This is a genomic window from Streptomyces purpurogeneiscleroticus, from assembly GCF_020024005.1.
In the GTDB taxonomy this organism is placed as follows: Bacteria; Actinomycetota; Actinomycetes; order Streptomycetales; family Streptomycetaceae; genus Streptomyces; species Streptomyces purpurogeneiscleroticus.
On the sequence record NZ_NHSG01000171.1, the window covers coordinates 1 to 26,226 of the forward strand.

The following is a 26,226-nucleotide window of genomic DNA, read 5'->3' on the forward strand; positions in this document are numbered from 1 at the left end:
GTGGGAATGGGGGAGCTTGGGGGAGCGTACGCAGGTCCGAACCTTGTGGCGTTTGACCTGGAGTTCTTCGAAGACGGCGTACGGGTCTGGCGGCCTCTCGCCTGTTGTTGGGGTGTCCGTTTCGAGCTGGTGGCGCCCGTGCGGCCATTCCGATGGCCCAAGGGCGGGAAGAGTCTCGCGGGCCAGTACTTCTGCGCCACGACCGCTGCGTACATCGGGTACGAGTCGTGGCTGGAGCAGGACCGGATGATCCTCCTCGACGCTGACCCGCAGGTGCAGGCGTCTTATAGCAGCCGTTCTGGCTGCCCTGGCACGACAGCTACCGCAGGCGCCGTGATGCGCCCGCCTACTTCGTACGCCTCGCGGACGGGCGGGCTCGCGACCGCGGCCATGCACCGGCCGCACACATAAGACCACCGAGAGGATCCGACTGATGAACCGTCCCAAGGCGAGCCGGAAGACGATAGGGCAGCAGGTCGCCGCGCTCGTAGTCATCCTCGGGTTCATCGCACTGTCGCTGTGGCTCGGTGACGACCTGTGGGACCTGGCCGCACACTCGACGGCGACCGACATCGGATTCGGCGTCGCCGTCGGTGCGCTGCTCCCGATCACGTTCACGGCCGCCAAGCGCTCCTTCCGCCGATTCAACTCGGCCGGGAGTGAGCGCTCGTCCCGATGGGCCGTGGCCGGCATCGCGTACGCGGCCGTGGCCGTGGTGAGCGCGCTGGCCGTCTCCCGCGCGATCCCCGGAAGAGGCTCCTCGCACCCCTGCATCAGGGAGTGGGACCCATGCTGGGTCAACCACCACCATCCGGGAGCCTTCTTCGTGACGCTCGGCAGCTTGGCCGCGACGGCGGCCCTCATGACCTGGCTGCCGAGGTGGATGCCCAAGCTGCGCGGCCAGTTCCGCCGGTTCCGCCGGTAGCCGCAGAGGTCGGCGAAGTGGGGACGGGATGTGTCCGGAACCGCCAGGAGTTCGCACGGTCTTCCCTGTGAATCTTGAGATCCCCGACAGCGTCGACTCTGAGAGCGCCAACGAGCTACCGCTCAAACTTCAGGGTCACAGGCTCAAGGCTCGATGGCACAGGACAGCCGCCCCTCACCATGATCGCCGCGCCCAGCCCACTAAAATCGAACCTATGAACGATGGCCTGCCGTCTCGCCTGGAGCTGCTGCGCTTCCTGCAGCGGGTTCAGCTACAGCAGCTCGACCAGACGCGGCGGTGGATCGAGCAGGAAGAGGTACGGCTGACGGCACAGCCGCAGCGCGAAGTGCCGCCACCGCCCGAGTGGAAGCTTGAGCGTGAGCGTCTTGGCGGCCGCGACGCTGCGCCTGTGTACGTGCACCTCGGCGACTGCGGGATGGGAAAGGGGGGCGGACTCACCAGGGAGCAGGCCCTGCGTGCCATCGCGGAAGGAGTCGGCGCTTGCCCGTACTGCCGGCCGGACACCGCGCTCGGGATCATCGACTGATCGGAGCGGCCGCACCGAGCCCTTCGCGCTACAGGAAGAGGCTGAAAGCCTTGTCCACTGACCAGACCTGCCAGCTCATGGCGAACAGGGCGACCAGCGAAATCAGCGCCATCATCAAGTTCTGACCCTGCTCAGCCCAGTCGTGAATCATGAGCACGAGGTAGATGAGGTTCAGGACGAAGCCGGCGACGAGCGCGATGGGTGTGAGGAAGCCGAGGATGAGGCCGAGCCCGAGAGCGAGCTCGGCGTAGGCGACGACGTAGGCCATCACCCGCGGACGCGGCTTAACCAGTCGATCGAAGCTGCTGCGTACGAAGGGCCAGCGGTGCTTCGCGGCGATGCCCGCCGCCCACGTCACGCCGCCGCCCTTGAACCACTCCTTCTTGTCCTTGTGTCGCCAGCTCTCCAGCCACCACAAGCCGAGCCCGATGCGTAGTACGGCAAGCCACTCGGCGCCGCTGAGCCAGATCGTCTGCACTGTGCGCACCTCCCACGTCGTCCGTCAGGTGTCAGACGCACGACCTGACGGGGCGTCAGTTCAGCGCATCGGCGTTGAGGGTGCAAGGGGTTGGCTGTCGGTGCGTGTAGGTGCTGCGATACGCGAAAACCCGACTCGCCTGAGGTGCGTTCAGGGCGAGCCGGACGTTCGCATGGAGCTCGGGTTCGGGTTGCGCCGCCCCCGATCCGGCGCGGCGGATGGTCCGCTGTCAGCCGCCACGGTCCCTGTGAGCCTGCCGCGCAGTGCAACGTGACTGGCCTCAGGTAGGGCGTGGGCTCAACTTGCCCGACCCTCCTTCGGACGTCTCAGGGTGGGGCGCGGTGAGGCATGCGGCCGGTCGCTCTCGCGTCCGTGTGATGCCTCGGCCACAGCAAGGCAGATCCTCACCTAGGTCCGCACCGGCATCTCGGATCATCCGAATGCATCCGCCGGCAGCAACGGACCATCCCCATCCCCTCCCTCCCCATCGCCCTTGCCGTGCGGTGCCGACGCTTGGAGGCGCTCACCACGGCTCTCCGCGATCCGCAGCACGTCGGAAAGGGACTCGACCAGGCGGTTGGCGAGGTAGCGGACTTCTTCGAGGGATACCTTGGGGGCGCTGAGGACCTCCTCGGCGTGCTCGATAAGCGCGGTGCCCATGCCGAGCTGTATTGCCTCCATGTTGTCGGCGAGCTGCCACATGTACCCATTGCTCTGGTCCGTTCTGAGGTAGCAGGGCTTGCCGTCCGGTCGGGACCAAGGCAGCAGCCGGACCACGTGCGTCTGACTCATGCGATCACCTCCGCGACGTACTGGCCTTTCCACCATGCGTCGAGTGGGCCCCCGGCGAGCCGAAGTCGCTCTTCCTGCTGCCGTTCGTGAGCGAGTACGTACGGACGAACGAGAGCGAGGTCCCAGGTCAGCTCTGCTTGCTGATGTACCTCGCCGCTGATGTGGTGCCGTCGAGGGTGATGGGTGCGGTAGGGGTTCGCCCCCGCGCATGCAGCCGCGGTTCGGTGCCTCCCGGGCGCCGGCAGTAACCAGCGCAGGACCGCAACGAAGAATCCGGCGATACGGTGTGGCATGACGACCTGCTCTCTCAGGTTGGCCATGCCCCCGGACCGGTCACGCGGTCGCGGGGGCTGTGTGTTTTCGGCATGCGGAGTGCCCGTTCGGATCAGCGCAGGGCCTGGAACGCAGGCTCGGTTGCGCGTCGGCGCAGAAGGGCACAGCGGTGCCATCACCAGGCGCGATCACTTGGCGTAAATCTAGTTAACTAGCTTAGAGGGTAGGGGGGGGCGGCACGCCACACAATCGGTCGACGGCTTGGCGTCCGCACAGGGGTGCCGCCTCGCACGGCCGTGAAGGAGGGCCCGCTCTTCTCTTGTTGCTTGCAGGGGTCGTCTATACCCTCCACCTGACGGGCCGTCAGATCGTTGACCGATTGACCCTCGGGAGGGCTCTGTGACTGGCCAGGCGAACGACACTGCCGACGTACCGATGATCATCAGCGTGGACGACCACGTGATTGAGCCCGCCCACCTCTTCCAGACCTGGTTGCCGGCGAAGTACCGAGACCGCGGGCCGAAGCCCATGACCGCCGGAATCGGTGGGCTGGAGCGGGTCGCGAGCAAGTACCGGTTCACGACGGACCCGGACGGCCCGCTGACGGACTGGTGGGAGTACGAGGGGAACCTCTTCCCGTACAAGCGGATCATTGCCGCGGTGGGCTTCTCGCGGGACGAGATGACCTTGGAAGGCATCACCCGCGAACAGATGCGCAAGGGCTGCTGGGACCCGAAGGCCCGGATCGAGGACATGGAGATGAACCATGTCGAGGCGTCCCTGTGCTTCCCGACCTTTCCGCGCTTCTGCGGCCAGACCTTCGCCGAGGCCCGCGACCTGGAGGTGGGGCTCGCGTGCGTCCGGGCGTACAACGACTGGATGGTGGAGGAGTGGTGCGGTGACAGTGGTGGCCGCCTGATCCCTCTGTGCCTCATCCCGCTCTGGGACGTCGACCTCGCGGTCCAGGAGATTCGCCGGAACGCCGCGCGAGGCGTGAGGGCCGTGACCTTCAGCGAGATCCCCACGTACCTCGGGCTGCCGAGCATTCACTCCGGTTACTGGGATCCGTTCTTCGCCGCTTGTGAGGAGACGGGCACGGTGGTGTGCATGCACATCGGCTCGTCTTCGCAGATGCCTGCCGCGTCACCGGACGCGCCGCCGGCGGTCGAGGCGTCGCTCAGCTTCAACAACGCCATGGCTTCGATGATGGACTTCCTGTTCAGCGGGGTGTTGGTGAAGTTCCCCAGGCTGAAGCTCGCGTACGCCGAGGGGCAGATGGGCTGGGTGCCGTACGCCCTAGAGCGCGCGGACGACGTATGGCAGGAGCACCGGGCCTGGGGTGGCGTACGGGACCTGATCCCCGAGCCTCCGTCGACGTACTACTACCGGCAGATCTTCTGCTGCTTCTTCCGTGACAAGCACGGCGTCGCCTCGCTGGAGTCCGTCGGCGTGGACAACGCGACCTTCGAGACCGACTACCCGCACGTGGACTCGACCTGGCCGCACACCAAGCAGGTCGCTGCCGACCATGTCGCCGGCCTCCCGCCGGACGTGACGTACAAGCTGCTGCGCGGGAATGCGATCAGGATGCTGGATCTCGACTTCGACAGGTAGCGGGACAAGTAGCGGGCGGGGAGACAGCAGGAGGCGGCCGTACTGACCCCATGGGTCGGTAGGGCCGCCGTGCGGGGCAGGGGTGGCTTTGTCCGCGAGAACGGAAGCACTTCAGCAGTGGTCCGGGAGGTGTCTTGCCGTCGGCACTGGCTCAGTATGTTCATGGGTTCTGACGGCACCGGGCCTTCCTGGCCGGCCGAGAGCGACGGTGGTCTCAGCGCCAGTCGTCGATCACATACGCGTCGGGGTGGCTGTACCCGGGTTCGTTGGGCCTGTGCATGGTCACGCCCTGCAACCAGGTGCGGAAACCGCGGTCGATCATGCGCCGGTAGGCATCCGAGCGGCCCAGGTTCATGCCGGCGTCCAGTTGCCCCAGTCCGCGCTCGGCGGCCAGCCGCTCGCACGCATCGAGCAGTCGCTCGAACCGGTCGGCGGCCTCCGGACCAGGACGTACGGCGCCGAATTTGACGAAGCACACGTCCGTGCCGGCCTCCGACCCGGCTCCGCAGTGGCAGACGGCCAGGCCATCGAGCTCGGAGCCGACGCCCTGGAGCAGGATGGTGTCACCGAGTCCCTGCGTGTGCACGGCCACGATCTCGCGTTCCAGGCTCAGGCCCTCGTACACGGCTCCGGTCAGTGCTCCACAGAGACTCAGCACGTCGGGCCGCTCGGCGGCGGGCAGTTCGCCATAGAGCACCCGGCCGGGGACTGCGGCACCGTCTGCGACCTGCTTCTTCATGATGGCTGTGAGGAAGCGGGGCCAGAAACCGTACCGGCGGTAGAGCTCAAGATGCTTGGGACTGTGGGCGAAGGTGAACAGGCCGAGGTGGCGATTCCCCCAGGCGTCGAAGCAGTCCATGACCGGCTCCATCAGACGCCTGCCGATGCCCTGGTCCCACAGATCCGGACGCACGGTCAGCGGGCCGAAGAACCCGACGCTGCCCCAGTTGGTGGCGAAGTTCGATCCGGCGAGCTCGCCCTCGACCGTCGCCGCGAACGCCGCTCGCGGATCTGCCGCCCAGCGCGTACGGACGTAGTCCACGGTCCCGAAAGGATCAGGTGCCCCGAGGAACGTCCCGAAGGCCATCCTGCAGATCTCATCGGCCCGATCAAGGTCCGCCTCACCCAGCGGGCGGACTGATACCGGGGCCACTCCACTCTTGCGTTCCGCTGCTGGTGGGATCATCGTTCTCTCCTTCTCACCCCCGTTCCATCGCACCACGGGGGTGCCTCGCAGGCGAGGCGGACGGTCCGGCGATATACCCGGGGATCGGGGACCAGGCCGGTCTACCTTGCCTTTCCGCGGGAACCGCGGCAGGTAGCCGGCGCCAGCGACCCCGTGGCCACCTGGATCGCCCTCTCCGACTCCGCACGGTAAGCGACCCGGGTCGGCTACTACGAGTGCGGAGGCTCAGGTAAGCCACCCTGCTCGGGATGGGGAGTCAGCCGACGGGTGCTGTTCGTTCTCGTGAACATCGACCGCGCCCCCGGGCGGGCGCCTCCCCGCGTGCTGAACGACGGCTGCCGTGATCCGTGAACAGAACCAACGGGACAGCCGTCAGCCGGGCACGCGGGCCGCGGCCGTCACCGGTGTCCTGTAGACCGCTGCAATGCGGTCCCCGGACAACAACAGGTCCGCAACCTCAACGACTCGGCCCGCGGTATCGACAGATGTCCGCTGGATGGCCAAGACGGAGACGCCGGGGAAGATTCCCAGCATGCTGGCCTCGTCTGCCGTTGGCGGCCGGGCTCCGACTCGTTCGGTGACGTGGTCCAGCTCAATGCCGGCGTTGATGAGCCATCCCTCGTACGCGTCGCCCCATGGTGAGCCGTCGCCGACGGAGACGACAGGCGCCATCGGTATCGCGGCCACCATGTCGTACACCAGGTACGAACGCACCAGGCTGCATGGGCTCTCGTCCTCCTGGCGCCGGCCGCGGTAGCTGAATTCCAGCAGGCGCGTCCGCGGCTTCACGCTCAAGCGAGCGGCAAGCTCTACCGTGGCTTTCATTTCGCAGCAGGTGACGACCACGTCGATATCCGGAGCGGGGCCGGCGAGCCGCCTGCTCCGCCTGTCATTGGCGTACTCGATCTGATTCCCCGACGCCCGGACGAAGCTTCCGCGTCCGTGCTGCTTCTCGATGAGCCCTTCGGCCTGCAGGGCGCCGAGCGCCTGACGCACCGTGGGCAGGCCCACCTTGTACGCCCTGGCGAGGGCAGTCTCCGCGGGCAGGCGCGAGCCGGCGGGGAGCGAGCCGTCCTGGATCTGCTGGCGGATGTCCGCAGCAATCACCTCGTATCGCTTAGCCATCCACGATCACCATTTCCTCGCTCGGGTTCAATGGGCGGCACCACTCCGGTACTTCCGATTGGGGGCGGGGTCCGGTCAACGAGCTCGTTCTCCTCTCGGGAGGTGCGGTGGCTCGGTGGCTGGGACGGTTCTGCCGGTCATGTGTGCGGCTCCCTATGGCCTGCTCTCGTCGACTTGGCCGGGCCTGCTTCCCCGGGGTTCCGGCGGCCCGTACATCTTTCGGCGGGGCGCTTCATCAGGGCCCGCGCGACCATGCGGATGCGGAACGATCCAGACGACCGCCCAGGCGCTGAGCCCGTCGGCTCCTCCTTCAAGGCCGAATCGGTCGGCGCGTTCTAAGGCGGTCAGCAAGAATCGCCAGCTCGCCTCGGATGGCGCTTCCGGCACGCTGACCTCGATCCGGATGCGGCCGGGACAGCGGGACAGACGCGGCTCGTAGCCGGCGGCTGCGAGGCGTGCCGCGATGTCCTGCGCTCGGGATGCAGGTGCAGGCACGTCTCCTCCGTCGCAATGAAATCACTCACCGTAAAGCTAGTTAACTAGCCTAGAGCTAGTGGACTAGATTTGCTATATGCCTGAGCAGCCGCCTTACCTCGCCGTCGCCGACCGTCTCCGGCAACGCATCACGAGTGGCGAGTGGTCGCCTGGTGATCGGCTGCCCTCTCGCGCGCAGATCGGCAGTGAGTACGAGGTGGGCGAGAACGTCGTTCGCCGCGCACAGGAACTGCTCATCGCGCAGGGCTTGCTGGAAGGCCGCGCGGGATCGGGGACGTACGTGGCGGAGCCGCGTGACCGCCTCCGCATGGTCCGGTCCTGGTGCCGCGAGCAGCGCGATGGTTCCCCGTTTCGGGCGGATATGGCCGGGCTCGGCAAGCGAGGGACTTGGGAACACCGCACCGAGGCGAAGGTGCCGGCCCCGGCGGCCATTGCCGCTCGTCTTGGCATCGCCGAGGGCGACCTGTGCGTCCGTACTGAGTACGAGTTTCTGGCGGACGGAAAGCCGGTGCAGCTCTCGACCAGCTGGGAGCCGTACGACATCACGGGCGGCACCATCGTCGTTCTCCCTGAGGGCGGCCCGCACGCCGGCCGCGGCGTCGTGCAGCGGATGGCGGAGATCGGCGTCGTGATCACGCACGCCGTCGAGCAGCCGGAGCCGCGGAAGGCCACCGACGCGGAAGCGACGTTGCTGGGGGTGCCGAGAAACTCCTTGGTCACCCACATCCAGCGCACGTACATGGCGGAGGACGGCCGGCCTGTGGAGACCGCCGACATCATCCTCCCCGCCGCACACTGCGAGATCGTGTACGAGGTCCCCATCGACCGCGCGTAGGCCCGGTGCCCGCAGACATCCACCAAACTCGGGAGCCGGCGTGACTGCTGCCCTTCATCGGATCAAGCGGGACCTGGCGCGCTGGTATGTGCGTTACGCGCCGGGCACCGTCGGCAAGCCCGCGGTGCTCGACAACTACCTGAATGCTGAGCTGCGGGACCATCCCGTGGTGCGCCAGGCCCGGACCCGCTTCGGCGCCACCTTCACGACGGACACGCAGGACCTCATCCAGCGATACATCTACCTCTTCGGGGTGTGGGAGCCGCACCTGACGCAATGGCTTGAGAGCCGGCTCAAGCCCGGGGACACCTTCGTGGATGTCGGGGCGAACATCGGCTACTACAGCCTGCTCGCCTCGCACCTGGTGGGCGAGAGCGGCAAGGTGGTGTCCATCGAGGCATCCCCGAGGTTCCACAGCGTCCTCGTCGAACAGGCCGAGGCCAATAACTGCACCAATCTGCGCGCCATCAACGCCGCAATCTCCGATCGGGACGAGGTACTGACCTTCGTCCTCGCGAGCTCGCGCAACATGGGGGCGAACAGCATCGTCCCGTACGCCGGCGAAGCGGAGTCCACGTTCGAGGCACAAGCCCGGCCCCTGCCTGACGTGTTGACGGCGGAGGAGATCGCCAAGGCCCGAGTGGTCAAGATCGACGTCGAGGGCGCTGAGGGGGCCGCCGTCAGGGGCTTGGAACCCGTGCTGGATCAGCTTCGCCCAGACGCCGAGCTGGCCATAGAGGTCACGCCGCAGCGGCTCGCGGAGCTGGGCAGCTCCGCCGAAGAGCTGCTGGAGACGTTCACGAAGCGCGGCTTCAACGTGTACCGACTGGCCAACGACTACGCGGCCAGCAGCTACCCCGCCGCTCTGCACCGCGGCACCCAGGCGCCGGTTCGATGGCGTGGACCGCTCACTCATGAGAGCGAGCTGATCTTCTCGCGTACCGATGCCGAACGGTTGCGTTGAGAGCCTCAAGCCGCTGTCTGCCCTCGTCAGGCGGCCGTGACCAGGACGCTGGTTTGGTGCCGCCCGTTCGTTGACACTGGGCGGATTGGCCCTAGTTCCGGCCGCCCGCCGGGTGGTGGCCGACCGGAGCAGTACCGGAACGGGTATCAGATCTATTTACAGCTCCACACCATGCTGATCCAACAGGGCCGTGTAAGCGCCTTCCGCGACTCGGCCGGCAGCAGTGCCGGGCGGGCTGAGGGCCAGGAAGGTATCGGTAGCACCGTCGTGCAGGATACGACCGCTGTGAAGGACTGTGACGTGGTCGGCTTCTTCAGCCAGGTCGGCAACGTCGTGGGTGGAGAGCAGCACCTGTACGTCTTCCGTGAGCTCATTCAGGATGTTCCGAAACACCCGGCGTTGCTGAGGGTCCATGCCCGCTGTCGGCTCATCGAGCAGCAATACACGTGCGTCGTGTACGAGAGCTGCGGCGACACCGACGCGGCGCAGCTGACCACCTGAGAGCTGGCTGGTCTTTGCGCTGGCCTTGTCGGTGAGCTTGACGCGGCTGATGGCGCGGCGGGCCTGTTGCCAGGCGTCGCTGCGGTTCATGCCCTTGAGCCAGCCCACGTAGGCGACGTATTCGCGCACGGACAGGGTCGGCATGGGGACGATGTCCTGAGGCATCCATGCCACTGCCTTGCGAAAAGCCTTGATATCGGCGCCGATTCCGGGAAATACCACCCTGCCGTGGCGGGGGCGGACGACTGTTGCTGCAAGTTTGAGCAGCGTGGACTTGCCAGCACCATTTGGCCCGAGGAGGACCGTCAGCCCTTCGGGAAGACGGTAGCTGAAGTCCTGTAGAACGGGAGGACGTCGACGCCGGTAGCCGTAGGTGCAGGAGACGAGTTCCAGAGTCATGAGGTCTTCCTTGGGAAATACAGCTGTGTGAGAGCCCCGATAACGAACATCAGCACAGCGCCGATGAGTGCATGAAGGGCCCCGACCGGTTCGGGGACGATGGTCCAGGGATAGGCGTCGCCGGTGTTGCGAAAGCCGACGAAAACCACCAGAAGGAGCCACGCCACTGGCAACATCACCGCCTGCTGCCCCACTACGGCACGGCCGCACAGCATGAGACCGGTGAGGAACAGGGCGTTGCGACCGGTTGTCGCCGTCTGCGGCGCATGCAGGAGCAGGCCAGCAGACACACTTGCGAGGACAGATGCGGCCATTGTTGCCGCCACTAGTGCGGCGTCCAGCAGCGCGACTGAGCGCACACCGGAGTTTTCGGCGGATGCTATCCGGGACTCCAAGCACAGCATCAGCCCTGCAACCAAAGGAATGGGGACGAAAAACGACAGGGCTACTTGGGGTCTGCCCACGAAGGAAGGCAGAACGACGACGGTGTTCTGGACGAGGAACATCAATGCGACGAAGGACGCGAATGCTGCCGTCAAAACGGTAGGAACGCGGCGCGCCTTGAGCCACCACATCAGGAACCGGCCTGCTTGCACGCACGGGTCAGGGTCTGCTGGAACCAGGCCGCCTGGTTCGGCACCGGCTGCTTCAGCACCTTCTGCACGGCGGTGCGCGCCTGCTCTTCGACGCGCTCTGCCTCTGGCGTATCCATCTCCTGGCCCACGCGCTCGTCGTAGGCTTTCCTCTCACCCGTGACGGAAGCTGCCCAGAGCAGCGCCGCATGTCCGGCAGCCGCGTCGACCCGGCTGCAAGGAAAGCGAACCGCCGCGGACACTACCTGGAAACGCACGTCATCGTGCTGCGCACCGGCAGTCAGGCTCATGCGCCAAGTGTCACGGGTCGACGCCCGATCTGTACGCCCGTCCATGAGCCGGTCAGTGATGACGGAGGGGTCTTCCTTCACACCGTGACTGCGCAGGGCGTCCAGGACGACTGTCACGTCTGCCTGCACGGCTGGCAGGTATCTGGCTGTGGCCTGCGGCATACACACTTTGGGAGCACTGCCCCGGCAGGCCATCGGCGCTTGTCCAGTGATCACGGGCGGGTTGTGAGGCCAGTCATGAGTGATGCTGTAGGCGGTGAACGTGCCGAGTCCAGCGACGAAAAGAGCTATGGCTCCCCTGACGGACAGCGCCCTGAGCGGCAGCCACAGCAGGGCGAAGCCTGCTGCGATGCCGCCGGCGAACAAGATGGGCGCTCCCAGCGAAGCCAAGCTGGGCACCTCGCCGAAACTCAGACCCGCGTACTGACCTGATACGTGTCGGAGCCAGTACGGCTGTGTTGCTCGGGAGAAGGCGACCAGTATCCACACGGCAACGGCCATGACTGGCGTTGCGATGACACGCGAAATCCGGAGACCTATACCGAACCCGATGACTGCGTGCACCACACACAGCACGAGGGCCATCGTCGGAAGATACAGGCTCCCAATGGTCGGGAAAGTGCTAGTCCGCGCCAGGGTCACAACAATGGGGAAGAGCAGCACCAGCCAAGCGAGCAGAACAACGGGCAGCAGGACATTAGCCGCCACCCGGAAACGTGAGCGCGCCGGGGCCAGTTCCCATATCCTGCTACTCGAAAGCCGTCCGGCCTCCCAAGCGGCCAATGCGGCAGCTACGGCGTAGGCGAGCGCATACAGGGAGACCAGCGGAGCAGCGATGAGAGCCGGAGCGTAACCGTGGAAGGCGGGGAGCGGGACACCCTCGCCTACGACGTAGTAGAACCCTGTCAATAGCAGTACAAATGGAGCGGCCCATCGCACGCTACCGGCACGCAGATTGGTGCTAAACCTCATTGCAACTCTCTTAAGAGTTCGGCGTGGCGTTATCGATGGAGCGTTCCACTAGAGGACGCTCCTTATCGATAACGCCAGCCAAAACGTCAGGGCTTCGCCGTGTCGACGTATACCTTGTCCACGTCGACGGATGAGCTGTAGCTGGTACGTCCACCGACCGACGTGATCTGGAAGTAGAACTGCCCCGACTCCTGGGGGATTTCACTCCATTCGCCGCTGCTGGTGTTTCCACCGCTGTAGCAGGCGGTAAAAATCTTGTTGTCGTAGGAGTCGTCGGGCTGGAAGGACAGGTCCTGCCAAACCTGCACGCCTACTCCGTCGCCGATGGGGGTGACGTCAGAGTTGTAGCAGCCCGTGAACTGCACCTGAGTCCAATTGCTGTCAGTCCAACGACGAGACTCAAAACCGGCGCCAGCATTACTGATGCTGCTGGTCCAGTTCGCCTGGGCCTGCGGGGCGAGGATGAGCATGACGGCCGATGACGCGGCGGCGATGGTCGCTATCCGAGATCTAGTCTTCACGTGTTTTCTTTCCTGAATTCATGGCGCGTGACAAGGTGCGATCAATACAGGAAAGGGCAATGCTTTCGTGTTCAACGAAAGACACTGCACCCCCCCGGGTGTTGCAGAACGCTGGCGATGAGAGTTCCGTGCGCCCCACTCGCATGGAAACTACAGGTAAATGCCATATTAATCAACGGGCTAATATAGGCGTTTTGTCCTATGGCGCCATGTCTTCATCCGGAAAGTCATGATCTTGTTGGAATTAGCGTTCCGTGTAAGTGGCCTGCCGATCGCTGGGTCAGTGCGCATCCGCAGCGCGGGCGCTTCTCCGTCTAACTTGCCGCACACTCTGGGCAAAACGGCCAACGGCAATCGCATAGCACTCGAATAGGGCCGTTCGCTTCGTCGCTGCCCCGGCGGTGGTAGTGACAACAATGGCCGTGCCGGTGAGAGGTAGCTCACCGGCACGGCCATTCGATCGCGATTGCCCCTATTCGTGGCGCCAGTTCGTCATCGCAGCCAAAGCGCGAGCCCGAGCCTGCACGACCGCGAACCGTGCCTCTCGCTCCTCCTCGTCCGAGTGCGCCGCCTGGCTCGTGACCTGTCCCGGCCACTTCCGGTACAGCAGGCCCGTCTCCGCCGAGAACCAACCGCGGCTCACCGCGCTCAGGGCCAGCAGTAGGCCCGTGTCCTCCGAGGCCGGCAGGGCCATCCAGCCGCCGAGGGCCAGGAGGAGGTCGTGGCGGATACACAGCGTGGCGGGATGGACCTGGGCGCGGAAGTTGTGTGCCTCCCAGTGCTCCAGGATGGCTCCGCGCTCGATCGGGCCCTCGGGTGGGTCCTGGTCGAAGCCGACCGTGGAGCCGTCGGGCAGCAGGTCGAGGACGCGGGCCGTTGCCCAGCCGATCGACGGGTCGCTGGTCAGGGCGCGCAGGTCGCGGGCGAGGGCGCCGGGGGCGAGCATGTCGTCCGCGTCGAGGACCTTGATGTACTCGCCCTTCGCGCGGGAGAGCGCGAGAGTACGGGCCATCGCCGCGCGACCATGGCGGCCCTGGCCGAAGCTGATCCGCGGGTCATCGGGGACGTGCGGGCGGACCTCGTCGGTCTCCCCGTCCTCCTGGATCACCCACTGCCAGTCCCAGCCGTCGGGCAGCTCCTGCTCCAACAGCGACTTGTAGGCGTCGGCGAGGTACTTCGCGGCCGGCGGGTGGACGGCCGTCATGACCGTGATGATGTTCGGCATCGTCACCACCGGTCCAGGGGCGTCGTGAAGACCAGCTCGGTGACGTCACCGGGCAGGATCACATCGGAGACGTCCACCACGCGGTCATCGGTATCGATGGAGATCTTTCGGAGAACGAACACGGAGACGCCCTTCTGGAGGCCGAGCTCCTCGGCCTCCTCTGCTGTCGGAGGCCGGGCGGTGATTCGCTCCACTATGCGGTCCAGCTCGATGCCGACCGTGAGCAGCTGATTCTGAGTGCCCCCGGGCCACGGCTCATTGGAGTCGTCGAGGAGGTCGGGGTTCGATGAGACCGCGTCGTAGAGAAGGTGCGAGCAGACGAGGCTGAACGGCGCGTCTCCCTCACGGGGGGAGGTCCGGTACTCCCGTTCCAGCAGGCGTGTGCCGACCGGCACGGAGAAGACCGCCGCCAGATCCTCGTCTGCCTTCACTTCCCGGTAGCTGGCCTTGAAGGCGAGGTCAGAGACGGTCAGCCCGGTGTCGTGCTCAGTGGAGCCGGTCTTCAGGCGCTCGGACTCCAAGAGCCGCGCGCGGTCCTTCTCCCACTGATGACGCTGGTTGCTCCGCTCTACGCGTGGCCGCGGCTCGCGGATGAAGTTGCCCACGCCGTGCCGCTTGTCGATCAGCCCTTCGGCGAGCAGTTCGCCCAACGCGTCGCGCATCGTCGGAACGCTGGTCTTGTACTGCTCCGCGAGCGTGGTCTCGGCCGGCAGGCGGTCTCCCGGCTTCAGCTGGCCTGCACGGATGCTCTGGCGCAGTGCGTCAGCAATCCGCTCGTACTTCTTGGCCATGCGGTGCTCACCGTCCCTCTCCGTCGGACGGATTCAGCATAAGTCCTCAAGAGGAGTTGACGACAACCGGAACGAGCCCTATGTTCATGGCAACTCCTAAAGAGGAGTTGAGGACAAGAGGTCTTCATGACTGTCTTGTCTGCTCGCCCATGCCTGCCTGCACCGGCAGCGCCGAGCGAACCGCAGTACCCGAACCAGCCGGAAGCCCGGGAAGGCGACCTCGTCGCACGCCAAGGGGCCGACTGGAAGAGGACGTTCCTTGAGAACTGCATGGCACGGCGCCTGGCAAGCAAGACCGTGCCCTGACCAGTGGTTTTAGCCCTGGTGGCTTCTCGCGGGGAGCCACCGGTGGCCATGACCACTCGTCTTCGACGAGCGGTTGCCTCGCGCAGACCAGCGGCTTGCTCAACACAGATCTGCCGGGTCGGCGGTACTCCCGTGCAAAGGACACCGCTGCCGTCCCGGGTCTCCCTGCTTACTCATTCAGATCAGGAGATCCCTCATGGCTTATGTGATCGCCAGCTTCCAGGAAGACCAGGACGTACAGGACGTCGACGACGACCCGATGGGCCTGGTCATCGGGACGCCTACCGCCCTGTGGCTCGGGGTACCGGGCGAATCCGAAGAGGAGCGCCTCGCCCGGCTGGACGCGGCGCGCGACATCCTTGCCGACGAGCCGGAGCTGATGGACCTCGTCACCCGCATCACCGTGGAGGCGATCGAGGCGGAAACGCCCGATCTGCTGGCCGCCCACCAGAGCTGCGTGGCCTTCGCGGGCCACTACGACCACACCACGACGGAAGGACTCGGCTGATGAACGGCTACTTCGACTACGAGGACTACGACTTCACCCTGGACTACCGCTCCACCGCCGTCGACGTCGCCGTCACCGTCGACGAGTCGGAGACCACCGGTGCATGCGACCGGTGCCGGCTGCTGCCGGGCGAGGCGGTGACCGTCGGAGGGCTGACCGTGGTGTGCGCCTGCTGGATGGGGCAGGGCGCCGCCGAGGAGGTATGCCAGTGCGGGCCCGAGTAGGGAGACGCGGCGGGTGACGGAATCTCTGACTGACCGCTCCGTGCCGTCGCCGGTACCGTCACCGGCTCCCGGGCGGCCCGTGACGGAACAGGAAGCCACCGCCGCCCGAAGAGCGATCGAGCAGCTGGAGCGGATCGGTCAGCTCGTGACCCGCTCCCTGCTGGTCCTCGGCTTCGGGGCGCTGGTGTTCACCTGCATCAACGTCACCCGGTTCGCCACCGAGCATGACGTGCCGGGCTGGGTCGCGTGGATGCTCGATCCACTGGCGTCGCTGGCTCTCCTGACCGTCTTGTACGTCGACGGAGTGCTGGCCGAGCAAGGCGGCTACCGGCCGAGCGGCTGGCCGTTCATGCTCCGCTGGTTCGCCGGCTTGTCCACCTGGATCATGAACTGCTGGCAGAGCCTGTACCCGGACGACGACTTCCGTATCGTCCCGGTACACGCGGACGCCGGCGGGCTGCTGCTCCACTCGGTCGCACCGTTTCTCCTCATCACCTTGGCCGAGGCATCGGCCGGGTACCGCACCTACCTCGCGCGGAAGACCGCAGAGCATCGCCTCACGATCAAGGCGCATCAGGATGCGGCAGCCGCCGAGCGCGAGGCCCGCGCCCGAAAGGTTCGAGAGGAGCGCGAGCGGGCTCAGGAAGCGGAGCGCGAAGAGGCTCGCGATCAGGCTCGGTTGGCACGAGAACAAGCACAGCGTGAGGCCGAGCGCGAGGAGCGCGAACACGCTGCGCGCCTCTCCCGCGAGGCCAAGCAGGCAGAAATCGAGAAGGCTCGCGAACTGGACCGCATCGAACGCGAGAAGGAGGAACGAGCGGCGCGGCGTGAGGCCGAGCGACGCCGGGTCCAGGCCGAGATCGAGGCCGCTGAACGTGATCGGGAGGCCGAACGCGAAAGGCTGCGCATCAAGGCGGAAGCCGAGGCCAGAGCCCATGAGGAGAACGAGCGGGCCAAGCGTGAGGCCGCAGCCGCACGGCGCTCCCGCTCCGACCGCGACCGGATGAGGCACACGCGGACCACCTCGGAAAGCGCCTCGAAAGCCGGCCACGGCCGCGCCTCGAATTCTGATGACCGTACCTCGCAGAACGAGGTGCGTATCCCTCGCGAAGTGCGCGCGGCGCAGAGGGAGAAGGCCGAACGCGAGGCTGCCGCGGCCCTGTTGGACAACCGCACGCCGGACCCGGTCGAGCTCGCGAAGTCGTACGGGCTCGGCGAAACGTGGGGCGGTGATCGCATCCGCGCGGCACGCCGGCGGCTGGCCGAGGAGAGCGGTTTCGAGGACGCCGTCATCGCCGCGGTGCTCGAGCTCAGCGCCTGACTGGTCCGCTGCACGACCGCCAAACCCTCGCGCACCTGTACGCGGGGCCTTGGCTGACCTGACCGACCTGACGTCCTGATGTGGGGCGGCCGTCCACGGCCAAGCGACCGGCCGCCCCACTCGTCCCTCACGGCATCGGAAGGACATTTGCATTGAAGCATGAGGACGAAAACGAACTGTTCCGCCGCTTGGAGGCGGACTTGGAGTCTGATTCCGACCAGTCCGATTCCGGCGCGGACATCGTCGACCTGAACAAGGCCCGCCACGCCCGTACCGCGTCCGGGGCTTCGGGTGACCCGGAAGCGGTGGTGCCGGTCGACGGCCCAGAACCGGCCGGTCCCGGCTTCTTGGCCCGACTGTCCGGCGCCAAGCGTCGGCCGGTGCTGCCCGGCTGGCTGCGCTCCCGGCAGGAGCTGACCACCGCGACGCGATGGGTGGCCGGGTACTACGGCCATATGGCCGCCTACCACGGCGTCCGCACCCCCATCTATGGCCTCCGGCTGGCTTTCCAGTCGCCGCGCGGCACGGCTCGCTTCCTGGGCGGGACGATGCGGTGGGTGGCCGACAGGGAGGGCGAGGCGGTCCGCCTGGCCGCGGTGCGGCGGGAGGACGCGGTCGAGTACCTTAAGCTCTCCCGGCAGCGCGACGGCCGCGTACGTCTGCGCACTCTCGTCGCCCTCATCGGCTCCCTGGTCGGCCTCGGTACGGCACTCGCCTTGTACGTGCTGGCGCCCGGATGGCTGCAGACCGTGTCCCTCGGTGCCCTGATCCTCGCGCTGGGGGTGGCCGGCACCGAGGCGGATGCCCCGGTCATCACCCGCGCCGTCGAGACATCCAAGGCGCCCAAACTCACCAGCAACATTGTGCTGCGCGCGCTGGGGGCGCTGGGCATCCCGGCCATCAACCAGGCGCAGTCCAAGGGCCGGGACGGCTTCGCGTTCACCGCGCCGATCACCCGGGACGGCCCCGGCTGGCGGGCGGAGGGCGACCTCCCGTACGGCGTGACCGTCACCGACGTCATCGACCGCCGCGACAAGCTCGCCTCCGGCCTGCGGCGCCCGCTGGGCTGTGTCTGGCCCGAGGCGGTACCGGAGGACCACACCGGCCGCCTGGTGCTGTGGGTCGGCGATCAGGACATGTCCAAGGCCAAGAAGCCCAAGTGGCCGCTGCTGACCAGCGGCACCGTGGACCTCTTCAAGCCGGTGCCGTTCGGCACCGACCCGCGCGGCCGGTGGGTCGAGGTCACGCTGATGTACATCGCGGGGATCATCGGCGCCATCCCGCGCATGGGCAAGACGTTCCTGCTCCGCCTCCTGCTGCTGATCGCGGCCCTGGATCCGCGGGCCGAGCTGCACACCTACGACATGAAGGGCACCGGCGACCTGGACCCGGTCGGCGACCGCGTCTCCCACCGCCACGGCGCTGGCGACGATGACGAGGTCATCGAGTACGCCCTCCGCGACTTCCGCGAACTGCGGCAGGAGCTGCGGCGCCGCACCAAGATGATCCGGTCGCTGCCGCGGGACATCTGCCCGGAATCGAAGGTCACGAGCGAGCTGGCGGACAAGAAGGAACTCGGTCTGCACCCGATCGTGGTCGGGGTGGACGAGTGCCAAGTCCTCTTCGAGCACCCCAAGTACAAGGACGAGTTCGAGGAGATCGCCACCGACCTGGTCAAGCGCGGCCCGGCCACCGGGATCGTGCTGCTGCTGGCGACCCAGCGCCCGGACGCCAAGGCCCTGCCCACCGGCATCTCCGCCAACGCCTCGGCCCGCTGGTGCCTGAAGGTCATGGGCCAACTGGAGAACGACATGGTCCTCGGCACCTCCGCCTACAAGCGCGGCGTACGGGCCACGATGTTCTCTTGGGCCGACAAGGGCGTGCACTACTTCGTCGGCGAAGGCGCGGACGCCCGCATCGTCGCCTCCACCTACGTCGACAGCGTCGGCGCGGACAACATCGCGCTGCGGGCCCGCAAAGCCCGCGAGGACGCCGGCGCCCTCTCCGGCCACGCACTCGGCGAAGAACCGGAAGCCGCCGTGACCCCCTACGACCTGCTCCGCGACCTGCTCGGCGTCATCCCGGTCGAGGAAGCCAAGGTGTGGAGCGAGACGGTGGTGGCCCGCCTGGCGGAGCTGCGGCCCGACGTCTACGGCGAGTGGGCCGCCGAGCAGCTCACCGCGGCGCTCAAGCCGTACGGCATCGAGACCGTCCAGATCGGCCGCCGCATCAACGGCAAGGTCGTCAACCGGCGCGGCCTGGAACGCGCCCACATCACCGCCGCAGTCGCGGAGCGTGACGGAAACCGCGACGCCGGATGACGCTCCGGGGCCGCTAGCGCTAGCAGCAACCCTCGCTAACGTTAGCGGCCCCGCTAGCGCCCCATCCCCACCCTGACCAGGCTGCTAGCGGATAGCGGCCTCCTTCCAGCGTGCCTTGAAAACGCCAGAGAGGACCCGCAATGACCCTGACGTCTGCTGCTATCACGCTCTTCATCGGCTACACGCTGTGTTACGCCGCGCTCTGCGCGGTCAGCCCGTTCGGCAACTGCCGCAAGTGCCGCGGCTTCGGCTTCCAGCTCATCAAGGACCGGAAGGGCCGCCTGCGGCCGGGCAAGCTCTGCCGCCGCTGCCACGGCGACCGCAAGCGCATACGGATCGGCCGCCACCTCTTCAACATCGCGTCCCACATCTACCGCACCGGCACCCGCTGACCCTCGGCAGCCCAGTAGTTCACCGGTCACAAGATCTCGCCGTTCACCGCGAGCAACGGACCGCGTGACAAACCGGCGATCGCCCGTCATGAGACGGACCCCGCTCCGAGGAGCCAGGCAGGCGCGATCGCCGGAAAAAACCCTCAAATTGGCCAGCACCCGAGGGCCTGGGCAGCTTAGCCCGCCGCCCTCGCCGACCAGAAGCGAGATTCCCATGGCTGTCACCGTCTCCCTCGTCGCCCTGTTCGGTCTCGTCCTGATCTTCCTGCTCCGCTCCAAGACCCTCGGCTACGGCTCCGCCTTCATCGCCGTGATGTTCGGCTTCTACCTCGCCTCCACCGGCATCGCCCACCAGGTCAACCAGCTCACCGCCGCAGTCGTCGACGCCGTCCACAACCTGTAGGGACCGCCTGTGCACCAACCCACCACGTCCATCGATGCGTACGCCGACGCCCCGCACCTCCTCGCCGAAATGACCTGGGTCACCGACCAGGTGGCCACCCATGCTTCCGGCACGCGGCTGAGCCGGGAGTTCTGGCTCCGTAAGGCCGCGCTACTGGACCGGCTCGCCATTCGCGAGGCTGAGGAGGAGAGCATCCCCGAGGCCATGGCGGAGGCCGACACCCTCGCCGCCAGGGCGGCTCACCGGCTCGCTCAGTACGACCGGGAACGCGGCGGCGGACCGTTCGCCACGAGCAACGGCCCGATCCCACCCGACTCCTCGCTATGGGACCCGAGCTACCGGCCGTACGTCCGCCAGGAATACGTGGCCTGGCGCCGGATGACCGCGGCCTAGCTCTTCCTCTTCATGTGCCGAGGCGGCGGCACTCCCGTGCAAGGACATGCCGCCGCCCCGGCTCTCCCTGCCCGTCCGAAGACAGAACAGGAGACACCCATCATGTCACCTGAGGCCGCACCGGCACCGTACGACAATGTGCGGTCTCTCCACGGCGACCTCGCCCCCCTGGCCGGCTCCACGCCTCCCCAGGATCTCGAAGCCGAGCAGTCAGTACTGGGCGCCATGCTGCTGACCCCCCAGGCAATCACCGACGTCATCGGAACAACGGACCCGGGCGACTTCTACCGGCCCGCGCACGAGACGATCCACCGCGCGATCTGCGACCTGTACGACCGTGGGCAGTCCGCCGACCCGATCACCGTGGCCGACCACCTCGGCAAGCGCGGAGACTTGGGCAGGGTCGGCGGAGCGTCCTACCTCCACACCCTCGTCCAGGCCGTACCGACCGCGGCCAACGCCGAGTACTACGCGGAGATCGTGCGGGAGAAGGCCGAACGCCGCCGCCTGATCGAAGCCGGTACGCGTCTCGTACAGGCGGCTTCCGCCCCGGACACCGACGCCGAGGAACTTCGCGCCACGGTGCTACGGCAGATCACCGAGCTGACGGCCCGCCCCACCGAACCGTCCGACGACGACGCGGCACCGAGCGGACCGCCCAATCCGCTGTACGACCGGCGGCCGGGCCTCCACCGCCCGCACCGGCCGGGGCCCACCCCACACCCGGACGTCTTCTGTGGCTGGCTGGGCGACACGGTGCGCGAGCTGGACCCCACCACCGAGGCGGACCCCATCGCGGTACTGGCCAACCTCCTCTCCGCGGCCGGTGCGGTCATCGGCCGGCGCCCGCACCTGATGATCGGCAACGACCGCCACCCCACCCTGATCTGGGCCCTGACAATCGGCCCCACGTCGTCGGGCCGGAAGGGCTCGGCGACGTCGACCGCGCGGCGGGTGCTCGCCGAGGCCCTGCCGGACTTCTTCGGCCCCGAACACACCCCACGCGGGCTGAACTCCGGGGAGGGCCTGATCGAGTACGTCAAGGACGACGACAGCGACGACGCCTCGCACGCCAGCATCGACAAACGGCTGTGGGTTCTGGAGTCGGAGTACGCGGTCACCATGAGCCGCGGCCGCCGCGAAGGCAGCTCCCTCCCCGGCGTACTGCGGCAAGCATGGGACGGCGACTCCCTCGGCTCGATGGTCCGCGACTCGCTCAAGGCCACGGACCCCCACATCGCGATCCTGGGGCACATCACCCCGGAGGAGTTCCGGGCCAAGATGCAGGACTCGGAGATGGCCGGCGGCACGTACAACCGCTTCCTGCCGATCTTCTGCCACCGCAACCTCATCCTGCCGGGATCGCGCGGCGCCAGCCCGGAACTGGTGGCCAACCTCGCCTCCGGCTGGCGAACCGTCCTGGAGGATGCCGCTCGTGTCGACGAGGTGAAGTTCAGCCCTGGTGCCTGGGAGCTGTACTGCGACCAGGTTTACCCAGCCCTCAGCGATGACTCCGCCGGCGGAGTCATCGCCCAGTTCACCGCCCGCGCCGCCCCGTACGTCCAGCGGGTCGCCATGGTCTACGCCCTGTGCGACCACACCGACACCATCTCCGAAACCCACATGCGAGCCACCTGGCAACTGCTCAACTACGCCCGCGCCTCGGCCGTTCACCTCCTCGGCGACACCACCGGCGACCCAAAGGTGAACAAGCTCGCCGAGGCCGTCCGCGCCGCTGGCCCCGACGGGCTCACGGCCGATCGCATCCGCCGCCTGTTCAAGAACACCACGCGAGCCGAGCGGGATCGCCTCGCCGCCGAGCTGCTCGACCTGCCCGGCTACAGCCGCCACCAAAAGCCCACAGGCGGCCGCCCCACCACGGTCCTGACCTACGCGGGCTGAGCGCGGAAAGACCGAGAAGGCTGGTAAGCGCGCTGACCTGCAGAGACACCGGAGCGGTAAGGGGAGCGCTTGGCGGGCGATAAGCACGTCGCTCGACGCTGCAGAACTTATCGCCCCACTTCCTCCACCCCATACCGACCCCGCAAAGAACCAGGTCAGACGGCTTAACGCCCTATCCATCCTTAGCGCTCCGCCCGGACTTGCATCCAAGGAGGAGTCGTTGGCAAAGGCCCGCGACGAGAAGCTGACCATCCCGGAAGTCATCGAAGAGATCGGCGTGCCGCGGTCGACGTTCTACCGCTGGCGACAGTGCAAGAAAGGTCCTAAGTCCATCAGGCTGCCGAACGGTTCCGTGCGCATTCGCCGGTCCGAGCTGGAGCGTTGGCTGGAAACGTTGGAGGAAGGCGCGTGACCAAGGTGACTGGCAACGGGATTGGGGAGGCCGGCGAATCGGCCCCGCAGGGCTTCTCGCTCGATGTGCGCCTGTGGAAGGTGGCAAAGGTACAGAGCCGAACCCGCCCCTACCAACTCCGTTGGAAGGTAGGCGGCAAGGTCAGTAGCGCTACGTTCGCCACAACAGCCCTCGCAGAGAGTCGCAGGTCGGAGCTGTGGCAGGCGATGCGTCGTGGTGAAGCATTCCGCGTCGCAGACGGCCTGCCCGAGTCCGAAGTGCGTGCCGCGACTGCACAGATCCGGGAGGAGCTGTCCTGGTTGGAGTTTTGCCGGGAGTACATGGCCCTGCGTTGGTCGACCAGCGCAGCCAAGACCCGCGAGGGAATCGCCGACGGTCTCGCCGCCGTGACCCTCGCCATGGTGCCGCAGGAAAGGCGAGTGCCTCCTCCGGAGGAACTCCGGCTCGCCTTTCGGTGGGCGATTATCCCGAAGCACGCGGGGGAGGAGCCGCCGGCTGAGTTGGAGGAGGCATACGACTGGATTCGTACGCGAGCGTTTCCGGTGTCTTCGCTGGCAGAACCGCGGACTCTCAGGGATGTGCGATACCGGCTCGCCTTCAAACTCGATGGCTCCCCAGCGGCTGGCGAGACCGCCCGACGCAGGCGACGAGCTCTGAACACCGCTGTCGAGTACGCCGTGGAAAGGGGGGGCCTCGCAGAGAACCCGCTCTCGGCGATCAAGAGGATTCAGCGTTCAGCATCGGATCGCGTGGACCCGCGCGTGCTCGTGAACAAGGTGCAAGCTGCCCAATTGCTCGCGGCAGTCTCGTACATCGGCACTTGGTCGAGGAGGAAGGGACGCCGCCTCGTGGCATTCTATGCGGTCATGTATTTTGCCGCGCTCCGTCCGAGCGAGGCAGTCGGACTCCGCAAAACTGACTGCTACCTCCCGGATAAGGGTTGGGGCACTCTTACCCTTCGCGAGACCCGGCCGGTCTCGGGCAAGAAGTGGACCGACACGGGTGAGCGCCACGAACGGCGCGGGCTGAAGTCCAGGGAGGCTGCAGAGGATCGGCCGGTCCCCATCCCGCCACCGCTAGTGGCCATGCTCCGCGTTCACCTCAAGGAGTTCGGCACGGCCGAGGACGGACGCCTCTTCACGAACGAGAGGGGTGGTCTGGTGGGTAGTAGCACGTATTGGCGTGTGTGGCGGGACGCGCGGGAGTTTGCGCTGCCGCCGGACCTACGGGCAACCATCCTCGGAGGACGTCCATACGATCTGCGACACACGTGCATCACGACGTGGCTGAACGCCGGGGTACCGGTGGCGGAAGTTGCACGCCGGGTGGGCAACTCGCCCGAGGTCATCCACCGTGTCTACGAGGGTTGCATCTACGGGCAAGAGGACGTCATGAATAAGAAGATCGAGAAGGAGCTCGGCTGGTCAGAAGAGTGAGGTGAGTCCTGAGGCACGCTCCGACAGCCTTCGGTCACCTCGCCAGCCTCTGACATATACCTAGTGGCACGTAGCCGTCTCGGTGTAGCTTGCGCTCTCATCAATCTGGCAACTGGGGGATCGTGAAAACCTGGGGAGAGCTGCTGCTGCCAAACAGTCAGCAGGTGTGGCGGGAACTGCGAGGGCTTCGTACAGGGGTGAAGGGGCCGGCGCAAGCTGTCCCGGATCGGCGCTCAGTCTTTACCGCAGCGTTGGAGCAAGCGCAGGAGTTCATGGAAGCTGCAGAAGGCGCTGGGCCAGCCACTCGCCCAGTCCAGATCTTCTACTCGCTCTCGCAGTTCGGAAGGGCTATTGCAGCGGCTTCCTCGCTCTTGCATGACGGCGAGTGGAGACTCAAGGCGCACGGTATCGGGACACGGAACCTCGACACGAGTCTTGGGCTCTGTCACGTGGAAGTGGAGCCTCACGCGAGGGGGGCGTTCGTGGGCATTGCGCGTGCGATAGGAGCTGAGCCTCTGCCTGCCAAGGAGAGGCTGGCGCTGGGTGAACTCTGGCCGCTTCTGCCAGAAGCGCAGTCGGTGGTCCTGCCAGGTTCGGGATCTGTACCTGTTTTGCACTTCGCTCCCGTCGCTCTGGTACACCGCGAAGAGAAGCGGTGGTGCAGGTTGTCGCTTCTTCCTGTGCCCTCGTTAGTTCGGGACAAGACAGAGGAAGATCCAGCTCGCCTGGATGAGTTCCTGGGGCACTACCCGTCGTTGGCCGGCTGGTCACATACGCCTGACGTGCCCGACTCAATCATTTGGAAGGCGCGTGACGACAGGCCCGGAGAGGAGCTAGAGATCTTTCTGCCTTCGCGCTTGGGTCGCGCCGCCCGGCATGAGGAGGGGGCTGAGGAAGCTTTGGCTCGTGCCACGGAGTACCGAGGCTCCCGGGACTTCTATGCCTTTCCCAAGCTGGGCAGCATGTCCGAACCGATCCATCCCTTGCTTGCCTGGTGGGCGGTTCTCTTCGGTCTGTCGATCCTCGCGCGCTACGAACCCGAGGCATGGGCCGCGACCATCGACATCGACCGGTCGCCGTCAGCTAACGCTGTTGAACATCTGCTGGAGCAAGCGACCGCGGTTGTGCCGCACCTTGCCCTGCTGGCGATCAAGGACGTAGCTAGCCGGTAGAGCGCTGTCGGCGTCTATCGCGGCTCTATCGCGATCAGCGCGAAACAATGACAAAGGGCCGGACCCAGTGGGACTGGGTCCGGCCCTTTGTTTGTGGCACTTGGGCTGGTCAGCGGGGTGATCACGCTGGTCCAGGCGAAGTGCCCCCGGCAGGATTCGAACCTGCGCACACGGCTCCGGAGGCCGTTGCTCTATCCCCTGAGCTACGGGGGCGTGTCGGGCGCTGTGCGCTTGCGACGGGTAGAACACTACCAGCTCGGAGGGGGTGGTCATGAACGGGTTTCGGGAAGTGGTGGGTGGCCGTAGCGCATCGGGGCGGGGTGGCCCGGGTGATCGGCGAAAGGTCCCTCGCACGGGGCGGAAGTGGGGAAAGCCCGGACGCAGCAGGTGGCACGCGCCTAGTCTCAATATGTGCCTGGCTTGTCCGGCCGGGTCCTTGTCGTCGACGACAACAAGGTCATCCGGCAGTTGATCAGGGTCAATCTCGAGCTGGAGGGCTTCGAGGTCGTGACCGCGGCTGATGGTGCCGAGTGCCTCGACATCGTGCATGACGTGTGTCCTGATGTGGTGACGCTCGATGTCATGATGCCGCGGCTGAACGGACTGCGTACTGCCGAGAGACTGCGCGCCGATCCGCGGACCAGGGAGCTTCCCATCGCCATCATCAGCGCGTGTACGCCGCTGGAGGTGGGCAACGGGGAAGCCGTCGGGGTGGACGCCTTCCTCGCCAAGCCGTTCGAGCCGGTCGAGCTCATACGGACCGTGCGCCAGTTGGTGGGCGGGATCCGTGGCTCCGGGCCCGGAGGCGGGCCGGCGGACGGGGCGGCCGATGCCGATCCGGATTCCGAGCCCGCCGTCCGGCCCACGGGGTGACACGGCCGGTACGGCGGGCGGTGCGAGGGGAAGAGGG

At 66.7% G+C, this 26,226-nt stretch carries 27 protein-coding genes and 1 tRNA gene; 17 read left to right on the plus strand and 11 right to left on the minus strand.

Annotated features, from left to right (window positions below; genetic code table 11):
* Window positions 1-433 precede the first annotated feature (433 nt).
* Window positions 434-925: a hypothetical protein gene (locus tag CCS38_RS10270; RefSeq protein ID WP_223732910.1), complete on the plus strand. Its 492-nt coding sequence runs from the start codon at window positions 434-436 to the stop codon at window positions 923-925.
* 214 nt (window positions 926-1,139) lie between these two features.
* A complete protein-coding gene (locus CCS38_RS10275; RefSeq protein ID WP_223732911.1) occupies window positions 1,140-1,472 on the plus strand; it encodes a DUF6233 domain-containing protein in 333 nt (110 codons plus the stop codon).
* A 28-nt stretch (window positions 1,473-1,500) separates the two neighbouring features.
* Here the strand turns inward: CCS38_RS10275 and CCS38_RS10280 are convergent, their stop codons facing one another.
* Both CCS38_RS10280 and CCS38_RS10285 read right to left on the minus strand, forming a co-directional pair.
* The gene (locus CCS38_RS10280) at window positions 1,501-1,950 is read right to left on the minus strand and encodes a DoxX family membrane protein (RefSeq protein ID WP_223732912.1); all 450 of its coding nucleotides are present in this window, start codon (window positions 1,948-1,950) and stop codon (window positions 1,501-1,503) included.
* A gap of 432 nt (window positions 1,951-2,382) precedes the next feature.
* On the minus strand, window positions 2,383-2,742 hold the full coding sequence (locus tag CCS38_RS10285; RefSeq protein WP_223732913.1) for a hypothetical protein: 360 nt from the start codon (window positions 2,740-2,742) through the stop codon (window positions 2,383-2,385).
* Window positions 2,743-3,450: 708 nt separating this feature from the next.
* Here CCS38_RS10285 and CCS38_RS10290 point away from each other — a divergent pair.
* Window positions 3,451-4,629, plus strand: a complete 1,179-nt coding sequence (locus tag CCS38_RS10290; RefSeq protein WP_223732933.1) for an amidohydrolase family protein — start codon at window positions 3,451-3,453, stop codon at window positions 4,627-4,629.
* Window positions 4,630-4,843: 214 nt separating this feature from the next.
* On the opposite strand, the gene CCS38_RS10295 is transcribed toward CCS38_RS10290, so the two are convergent.
* Together CCS38_RS10295 and CCS38_RS10300 are read right to left on the minus strand one after the other, a co-directional pair.
* On the minus strand, window positions 4,844-5,716 hold the full coding sequence (locus CCS38_RS10295; RefSeq protein WP_223732914.1) for a GNAT family N-acetyltransferase: 873 nt from the start codon (window positions 5,714-5,716) through the stop codon (window positions 4,844-4,846).
* Window positions 5,717-6,187: 471 nt separating this feature from the next.
* The gene (locus tag CCS38_RS10300) at window positions 6,188-6,940 is read right to left on the minus strand and encodes a GntR family transcriptional regulator (RefSeq protein WP_223732915.1); all 753 of its coding nucleotides are present in this window, start codon (window positions 6,938-6,940) and stop codon (window positions 6,188-6,190) included.
* 571 nt (window positions 6,941-7,511) lie between these two features.
* On the opposite strand from CCS38_RS10300, the gene CCS38_RS10305 reads away from it, so the two are divergent.
* Window positions 7,512-8,270: a GntR family transcriptional regulator gene (locus CCS38_RS10305; RefSeq protein ID WP_223732916.1), complete on the plus strand. Its 759-nt coding sequence runs from the start codon at window positions 7,512-7,514 to the stop codon at window positions 8,268-8,270.
* A gap of 40 nt (window positions 8,271-8,310) precedes the next feature.
* Window positions 8,311-9,234, plus strand: a complete 924-nt coding sequence (locus CCS38_RS10310) for an FkbM family methyltransferase (RefSeq protein ID WP_223732917.1) — start codon at window positions 8,311-8,313, stop codon at window positions 9,232-9,234.
* A gap of 156 nt (window positions 9,235-9,390) precedes the next feature.
* On the opposite strand, the gene CCS38_RS10315 is transcribed toward CCS38_RS10310, so the two are convergent.
* The 6 genes from CCS38_RS10315 to CCS38_RS10340 all read right to left on the minus strand — a co-directional run bounded on the left by CCS38_RS10315 (window position 9,391) and on the right by CCS38_RS10340 (window position 14,526).
* On the minus strand, window positions 9,391-10,134 hold the full coding sequence (locus CCS38_RS10315) for an ATP-binding cassette domain-containing protein (protein ID WP_223732918.1): 744 nt from the start codon (window positions 10,132-10,134) through the stop codon (window positions 9,391-9,393).
* Window positions 10,131-10,709 (minus strand): hypothetical protein, encoded by a 579-nt coding sequence (locus CCS38_RS10320; RefSeq protein ID WP_223732919.1) that lies wholly within the window; start codon window positions 10,707-10,709, stop codon window positions 10,131-10,133. Before CCS38_RS10320 ends, CCS38_RS10315 begins: the two co-directional genes overlap by 4 nt.
* Window positions 10,709-11,602, minus strand: a complete 894-nt coding sequence (locus CCS38_RS10325) for a DUF7224 domain-containing protein (RefSeq protein ID WP_223732920.1) — start codon at window positions 11,600-11,602, stop codon at window positions 10,709-10,711. The genes CCS38_RS10320 and CCS38_RS10325 overlap by 1 nt, the downstream gene beginning before the upstream one ends.
* 473 nt (window positions 11,603-12,075) lie before the next feature.
* Window positions 12,076-12,510, minus strand: coding sequence for a hypothetical protein (locus CCS38_RS10330; protein WP_223732921.1), 435 nt, complete (start codon window positions 12,508-12,510; stop codon window positions 12,076-12,078).
* A 472-nt stretch (window positions 12,511-12,982) separates the two neighbouring features.
* Window positions 12,983-13,735 (minus strand): glycosyltransferase family 2 protein, encoded by a 753-nt coding sequence (locus CCS38_RS10335; RefSeq protein ID WP_223732922.1) that lies wholly within the window; start codon window positions 13,733-13,735, stop codon window positions 12,983-12,985.
* Between the two features lie 2 nt (window positions 13,736-13,737).
* Window positions 13,738-14,526 carry a GntR family transcriptional regulator gene (locus CCS38_RS10340; RefSeq protein ID WP_223732923.1) on the minus strand — a complete coding sequence of 263 codons (789 nt, stop codon included), beginning with the start codon at window positions 14,524-14,526 and terminating at the stop codon, window positions 13,738-13,740.
* 502 nt (window positions 14,527-15,028) lie between these two features.
* On the opposite strand from CCS38_RS10340, the gene CCS38_RS10345 reads away from it, so the two are divergent.
* From CCS38_RS10345 to CCS38_RS35675, 11 genes are all read left to right on the plus strand, one after another.
* Window positions 15,029-15,340, plus strand: a complete 312-nt coding sequence (locus CCS38_RS10345) for a hypothetical protein (protein WP_223732924.1) — start codon at window positions 15,029-15,031, stop codon at window positions 15,338-15,340.
* Complete coding sequence (locus CCS38_RS10350; RefSeq protein WP_223732925.1) at window positions 15,340-15,564, plus strand: hypothetical protein; 225 nt, start codon at window positions 15,340-15,342, stop codon at window positions 15,562-15,564. The genes CCS38_RS10345 and CCS38_RS10350 overlap by 1 nt, the downstream gene beginning before the upstream one ends.
* 79 nt (window positions 15,565-15,643) lie before the next feature.
* Window positions 15,644-16,885: a hypothetical protein gene (locus CCS38_RS10355; RefSeq protein WP_223732926.1), complete on the plus strand. Its 1,242-nt coding sequence runs from the start codon at window positions 15,644-15,646 to the stop codon at window positions 16,883-16,885.
* 152 nt (window positions 16,886-17,037) lie between these two features.
* Window positions 17,038-19,206 (plus strand): cell division protein FtsK, encoded by a 2,169-nt coding sequence (locus CCS38_RS10360; protein ID WP_223732927.1) that lies wholly within the window; start codon window positions 17,038-17,040, stop codon window positions 19,204-19,206.
* 140 nt (window positions 19,207-19,346) lie between these two features.
* Entirely contained in the window at window positions 19,347-19,598 is a 252-nt protein-coding gene (locus tag CCS38_RS10365; RefSeq protein WP_223732928.1) for a hypothetical protein, read from the plus strand.
* Window positions 19,599-19,812: 214 nt separating this feature from the next.
* On the plus strand, window positions 19,813-20,001 hold the full coding sequence (locus CCS38_RS10370; protein ID WP_030260061.1) for a hypothetical protein: 189 nt from the start codon (window positions 19,813-19,815) through the stop codon (window positions 19,999-20,001).
* Window positions 20,002-20,010: 9 nt separating this feature from the next.
* Entirely contained in the window at window positions 20,011-20,394 is a 384-nt protein-coding gene (locus tag CCS38_RS10375) for a hypothetical protein (RefSeq protein WP_223732929.1), read from the plus strand.
* Window positions 20,395-20,496: 102 nt separating this feature from the next.
* Complete coding sequence (locus tag CCS38_RS10380; RefSeq protein ID WP_223732930.1) at window positions 20,497-22,296, plus strand: DnaB-like helicase N-terminal domain-containing protein; 1,800 nt, start codon at window positions 20,497-20,499, stop codon at window positions 22,294-22,296.
* A gap of 220 nt (window positions 22,297-22,516) precedes the next feature.
* Window positions 22,517-22,708 (plus strand): helix-turn-helix transcriptional regulator, encoded by a 192-nt coding sequence (locus CCS38_RS10385; RefSeq protein WP_223732931.1) that lies wholly within the window; start codon window positions 22,517-22,519, stop codon window positions 22,706-22,708.
* A complete protein-coding gene (locus tag CCS38_RS10390; RefSeq protein ID WP_308050788.1) occupies window positions 22,705-24,144 on the plus strand; it encodes a tyrosine-type recombinase/integrase in 1,440 nt (479 codons plus the stop codon). Before CCS38_RS10385 ends, CCS38_RS10390 begins: the two co-directional genes overlap by 4 nt.
* Window positions 24,145-24,341: 197 nt before the next feature.
* Entirely contained in the window at window positions 24,342-25,316 is a 975-nt protein-coding gene (locus CCS38_RS35675; protein WP_372457037.1) for a YaaC family protein, read from the plus strand.
* 141 nt (window positions 25,317-25,457) lie between these two features.
* Here the strand turns inward: CCS38_RS35675 and CCS38_RS10405 are convergent.
* Window positions 25,458-25,529: transfer RNA gene (locus CCS38_RS10405), tRNA-Arg, on the minus strand.
* Between the two features lie 198 nt (window positions 25,530-25,727).
* Between CCS38_RS10405 and CCS38_RS10410 the strand changes: the two genes are divergently transcribed.
* Window positions 25,728-26,189 (plus strand): response regulator, encoded by a 462-nt coding sequence (locus CCS38_RS10410; RefSeq protein ID WP_223732932.1) that lies wholly within the window; start codon window positions 25,728-25,730, stop codon window positions 26,187-26,189.
* Window positions 26,190-26,226: the final 37 nt, after the last annotated feature.

What these genes read in the sequence shown, in the direction of transcription:
- CCS38_RS10270 (WP_223732910.1), top strand. Translation starts at nt 434, where the DNA reads ATGAACCGTCCCAAGGCGAGCCGGAAGACGATAGGGCAGCAGGTCGCC.
- CCS38_RS10275 (WP_223732911.1), top strand. Translation starts at nt 1,140, where the DNA reads ATGAACGATGGCCTGCCGTCTCGCCTGGAGCTGCTGCGCTTCCTGCAG.
- CCS38_RS10285 (WP_223732913.1), bottom strand. Translation starts at nt 2,742, where the DNA reads ATGAGTCAGACGCACGTGGTCCGGCTGCTGCCTTGGTCCCGACCGGAC.
- CCS38_RS10290 (WP_223732933.1), top strand. Translation starts at nt 3,451, where the DNA reads ATGATCATCAGCGTGGACGACCACGTGATTGAGCCCGCCCACCTCTTC.
- CCS38_RS10295 (WP_223732914.1), bottom strand. Translation starts at nt 5,716, where the DNA reads ATGGCCTTCGGGACGTTCCTCGGGGCACCTGATCCTTTCGGGACCGTG.
- CCS38_RS10300 (WP_223732915.1), bottom strand. Translation starts at nt 6,940, where the DNA reads ATGGCTAAGCGATACGAGGTGATTGCTGCGGACATCCGCCAGCAGATC.
- CCS38_RS10305 (WP_223732916.1), top strand. Translation starts at nt 7,512, where the DNA reads ATGCCTGAGCAGCCGCCTTACCTCGCCGTCGCCGACCGTCTCCGGCAA.
- CCS38_RS10315 (WP_223732918.1), bottom strand. Translation starts at nt 10,134, where the DNA reads ATGACTCTGGAACTCGTCTCCTGCACCTACGGCTACCGGCGTCGACGT.
- CCS38_RS10320 (WP_223732919.1), bottom strand. Translation starts at nt 10,709, where the DNA reads ATGTGGTGGCTCAAGGCGCGCCGCGTTCCTACCGTTTTGACGGCAGCA.
- CCS38_RS10325 (WP_223732920.1), bottom strand. Translation starts at nt 11,602, where the DNA reads ATGGCCCTCGTGCTGTGTGTGGTGCACGCAGTCATCGGGTTCGGTATA.
- CCS38_RS10335 (WP_223732922.1), bottom strand. Translation starts at nt 13,735, where the DNA reads ATGCCGAACATCATCACGGTCATGACGGCCGTCCACCCGCCGGCCGCG.
- CCS38_RS10340 (WP_223732923.1), bottom strand. Translation starts at nt 14,526, where the DNA reads ATGGCCAAGAAGTACGAGCGGATTGCTGACGCACTGCGCCAGAGCATC.
- CCS38_RS10345 (WP_223732924.1), top strand. Translation starts at nt 15,029, where the DNA reads ATGGCTTATGTGATCGCCAGCTTCCAGGAAGACCAGGACGTACAGGAC.
- CCS38_RS10350 (WP_223732925.1), top strand. Translation starts at nt 15,340, where the DNA reads ATGAACGGCTACTTCGACTACGAGGACTACGACTTCACCCTGGACTAC.
- CCS38_RS10365 (WP_223732928.1), top strand. Translation starts at nt 19,347, where the DNA reads ATGACCCTGACGTCTGCTGCTATCACGCTCTTCATCGGCTACACGCTG.
- CCS38_RS10370 (WP_030260061.1), top strand. Translation starts at nt 19,813, where the DNA reads ATGGCTGTCACCGTCTCCCTCGTCGCCCTGTTCGGTCTCGTCCTGATC.
- CCS38_RS10380 (WP_223732930.1), top strand. Translation starts at nt 20,497, where the DNA reads ATGTCACCTGAGGCCGCACCGGCACCGTACGACAATGTGCGGTCTCTC.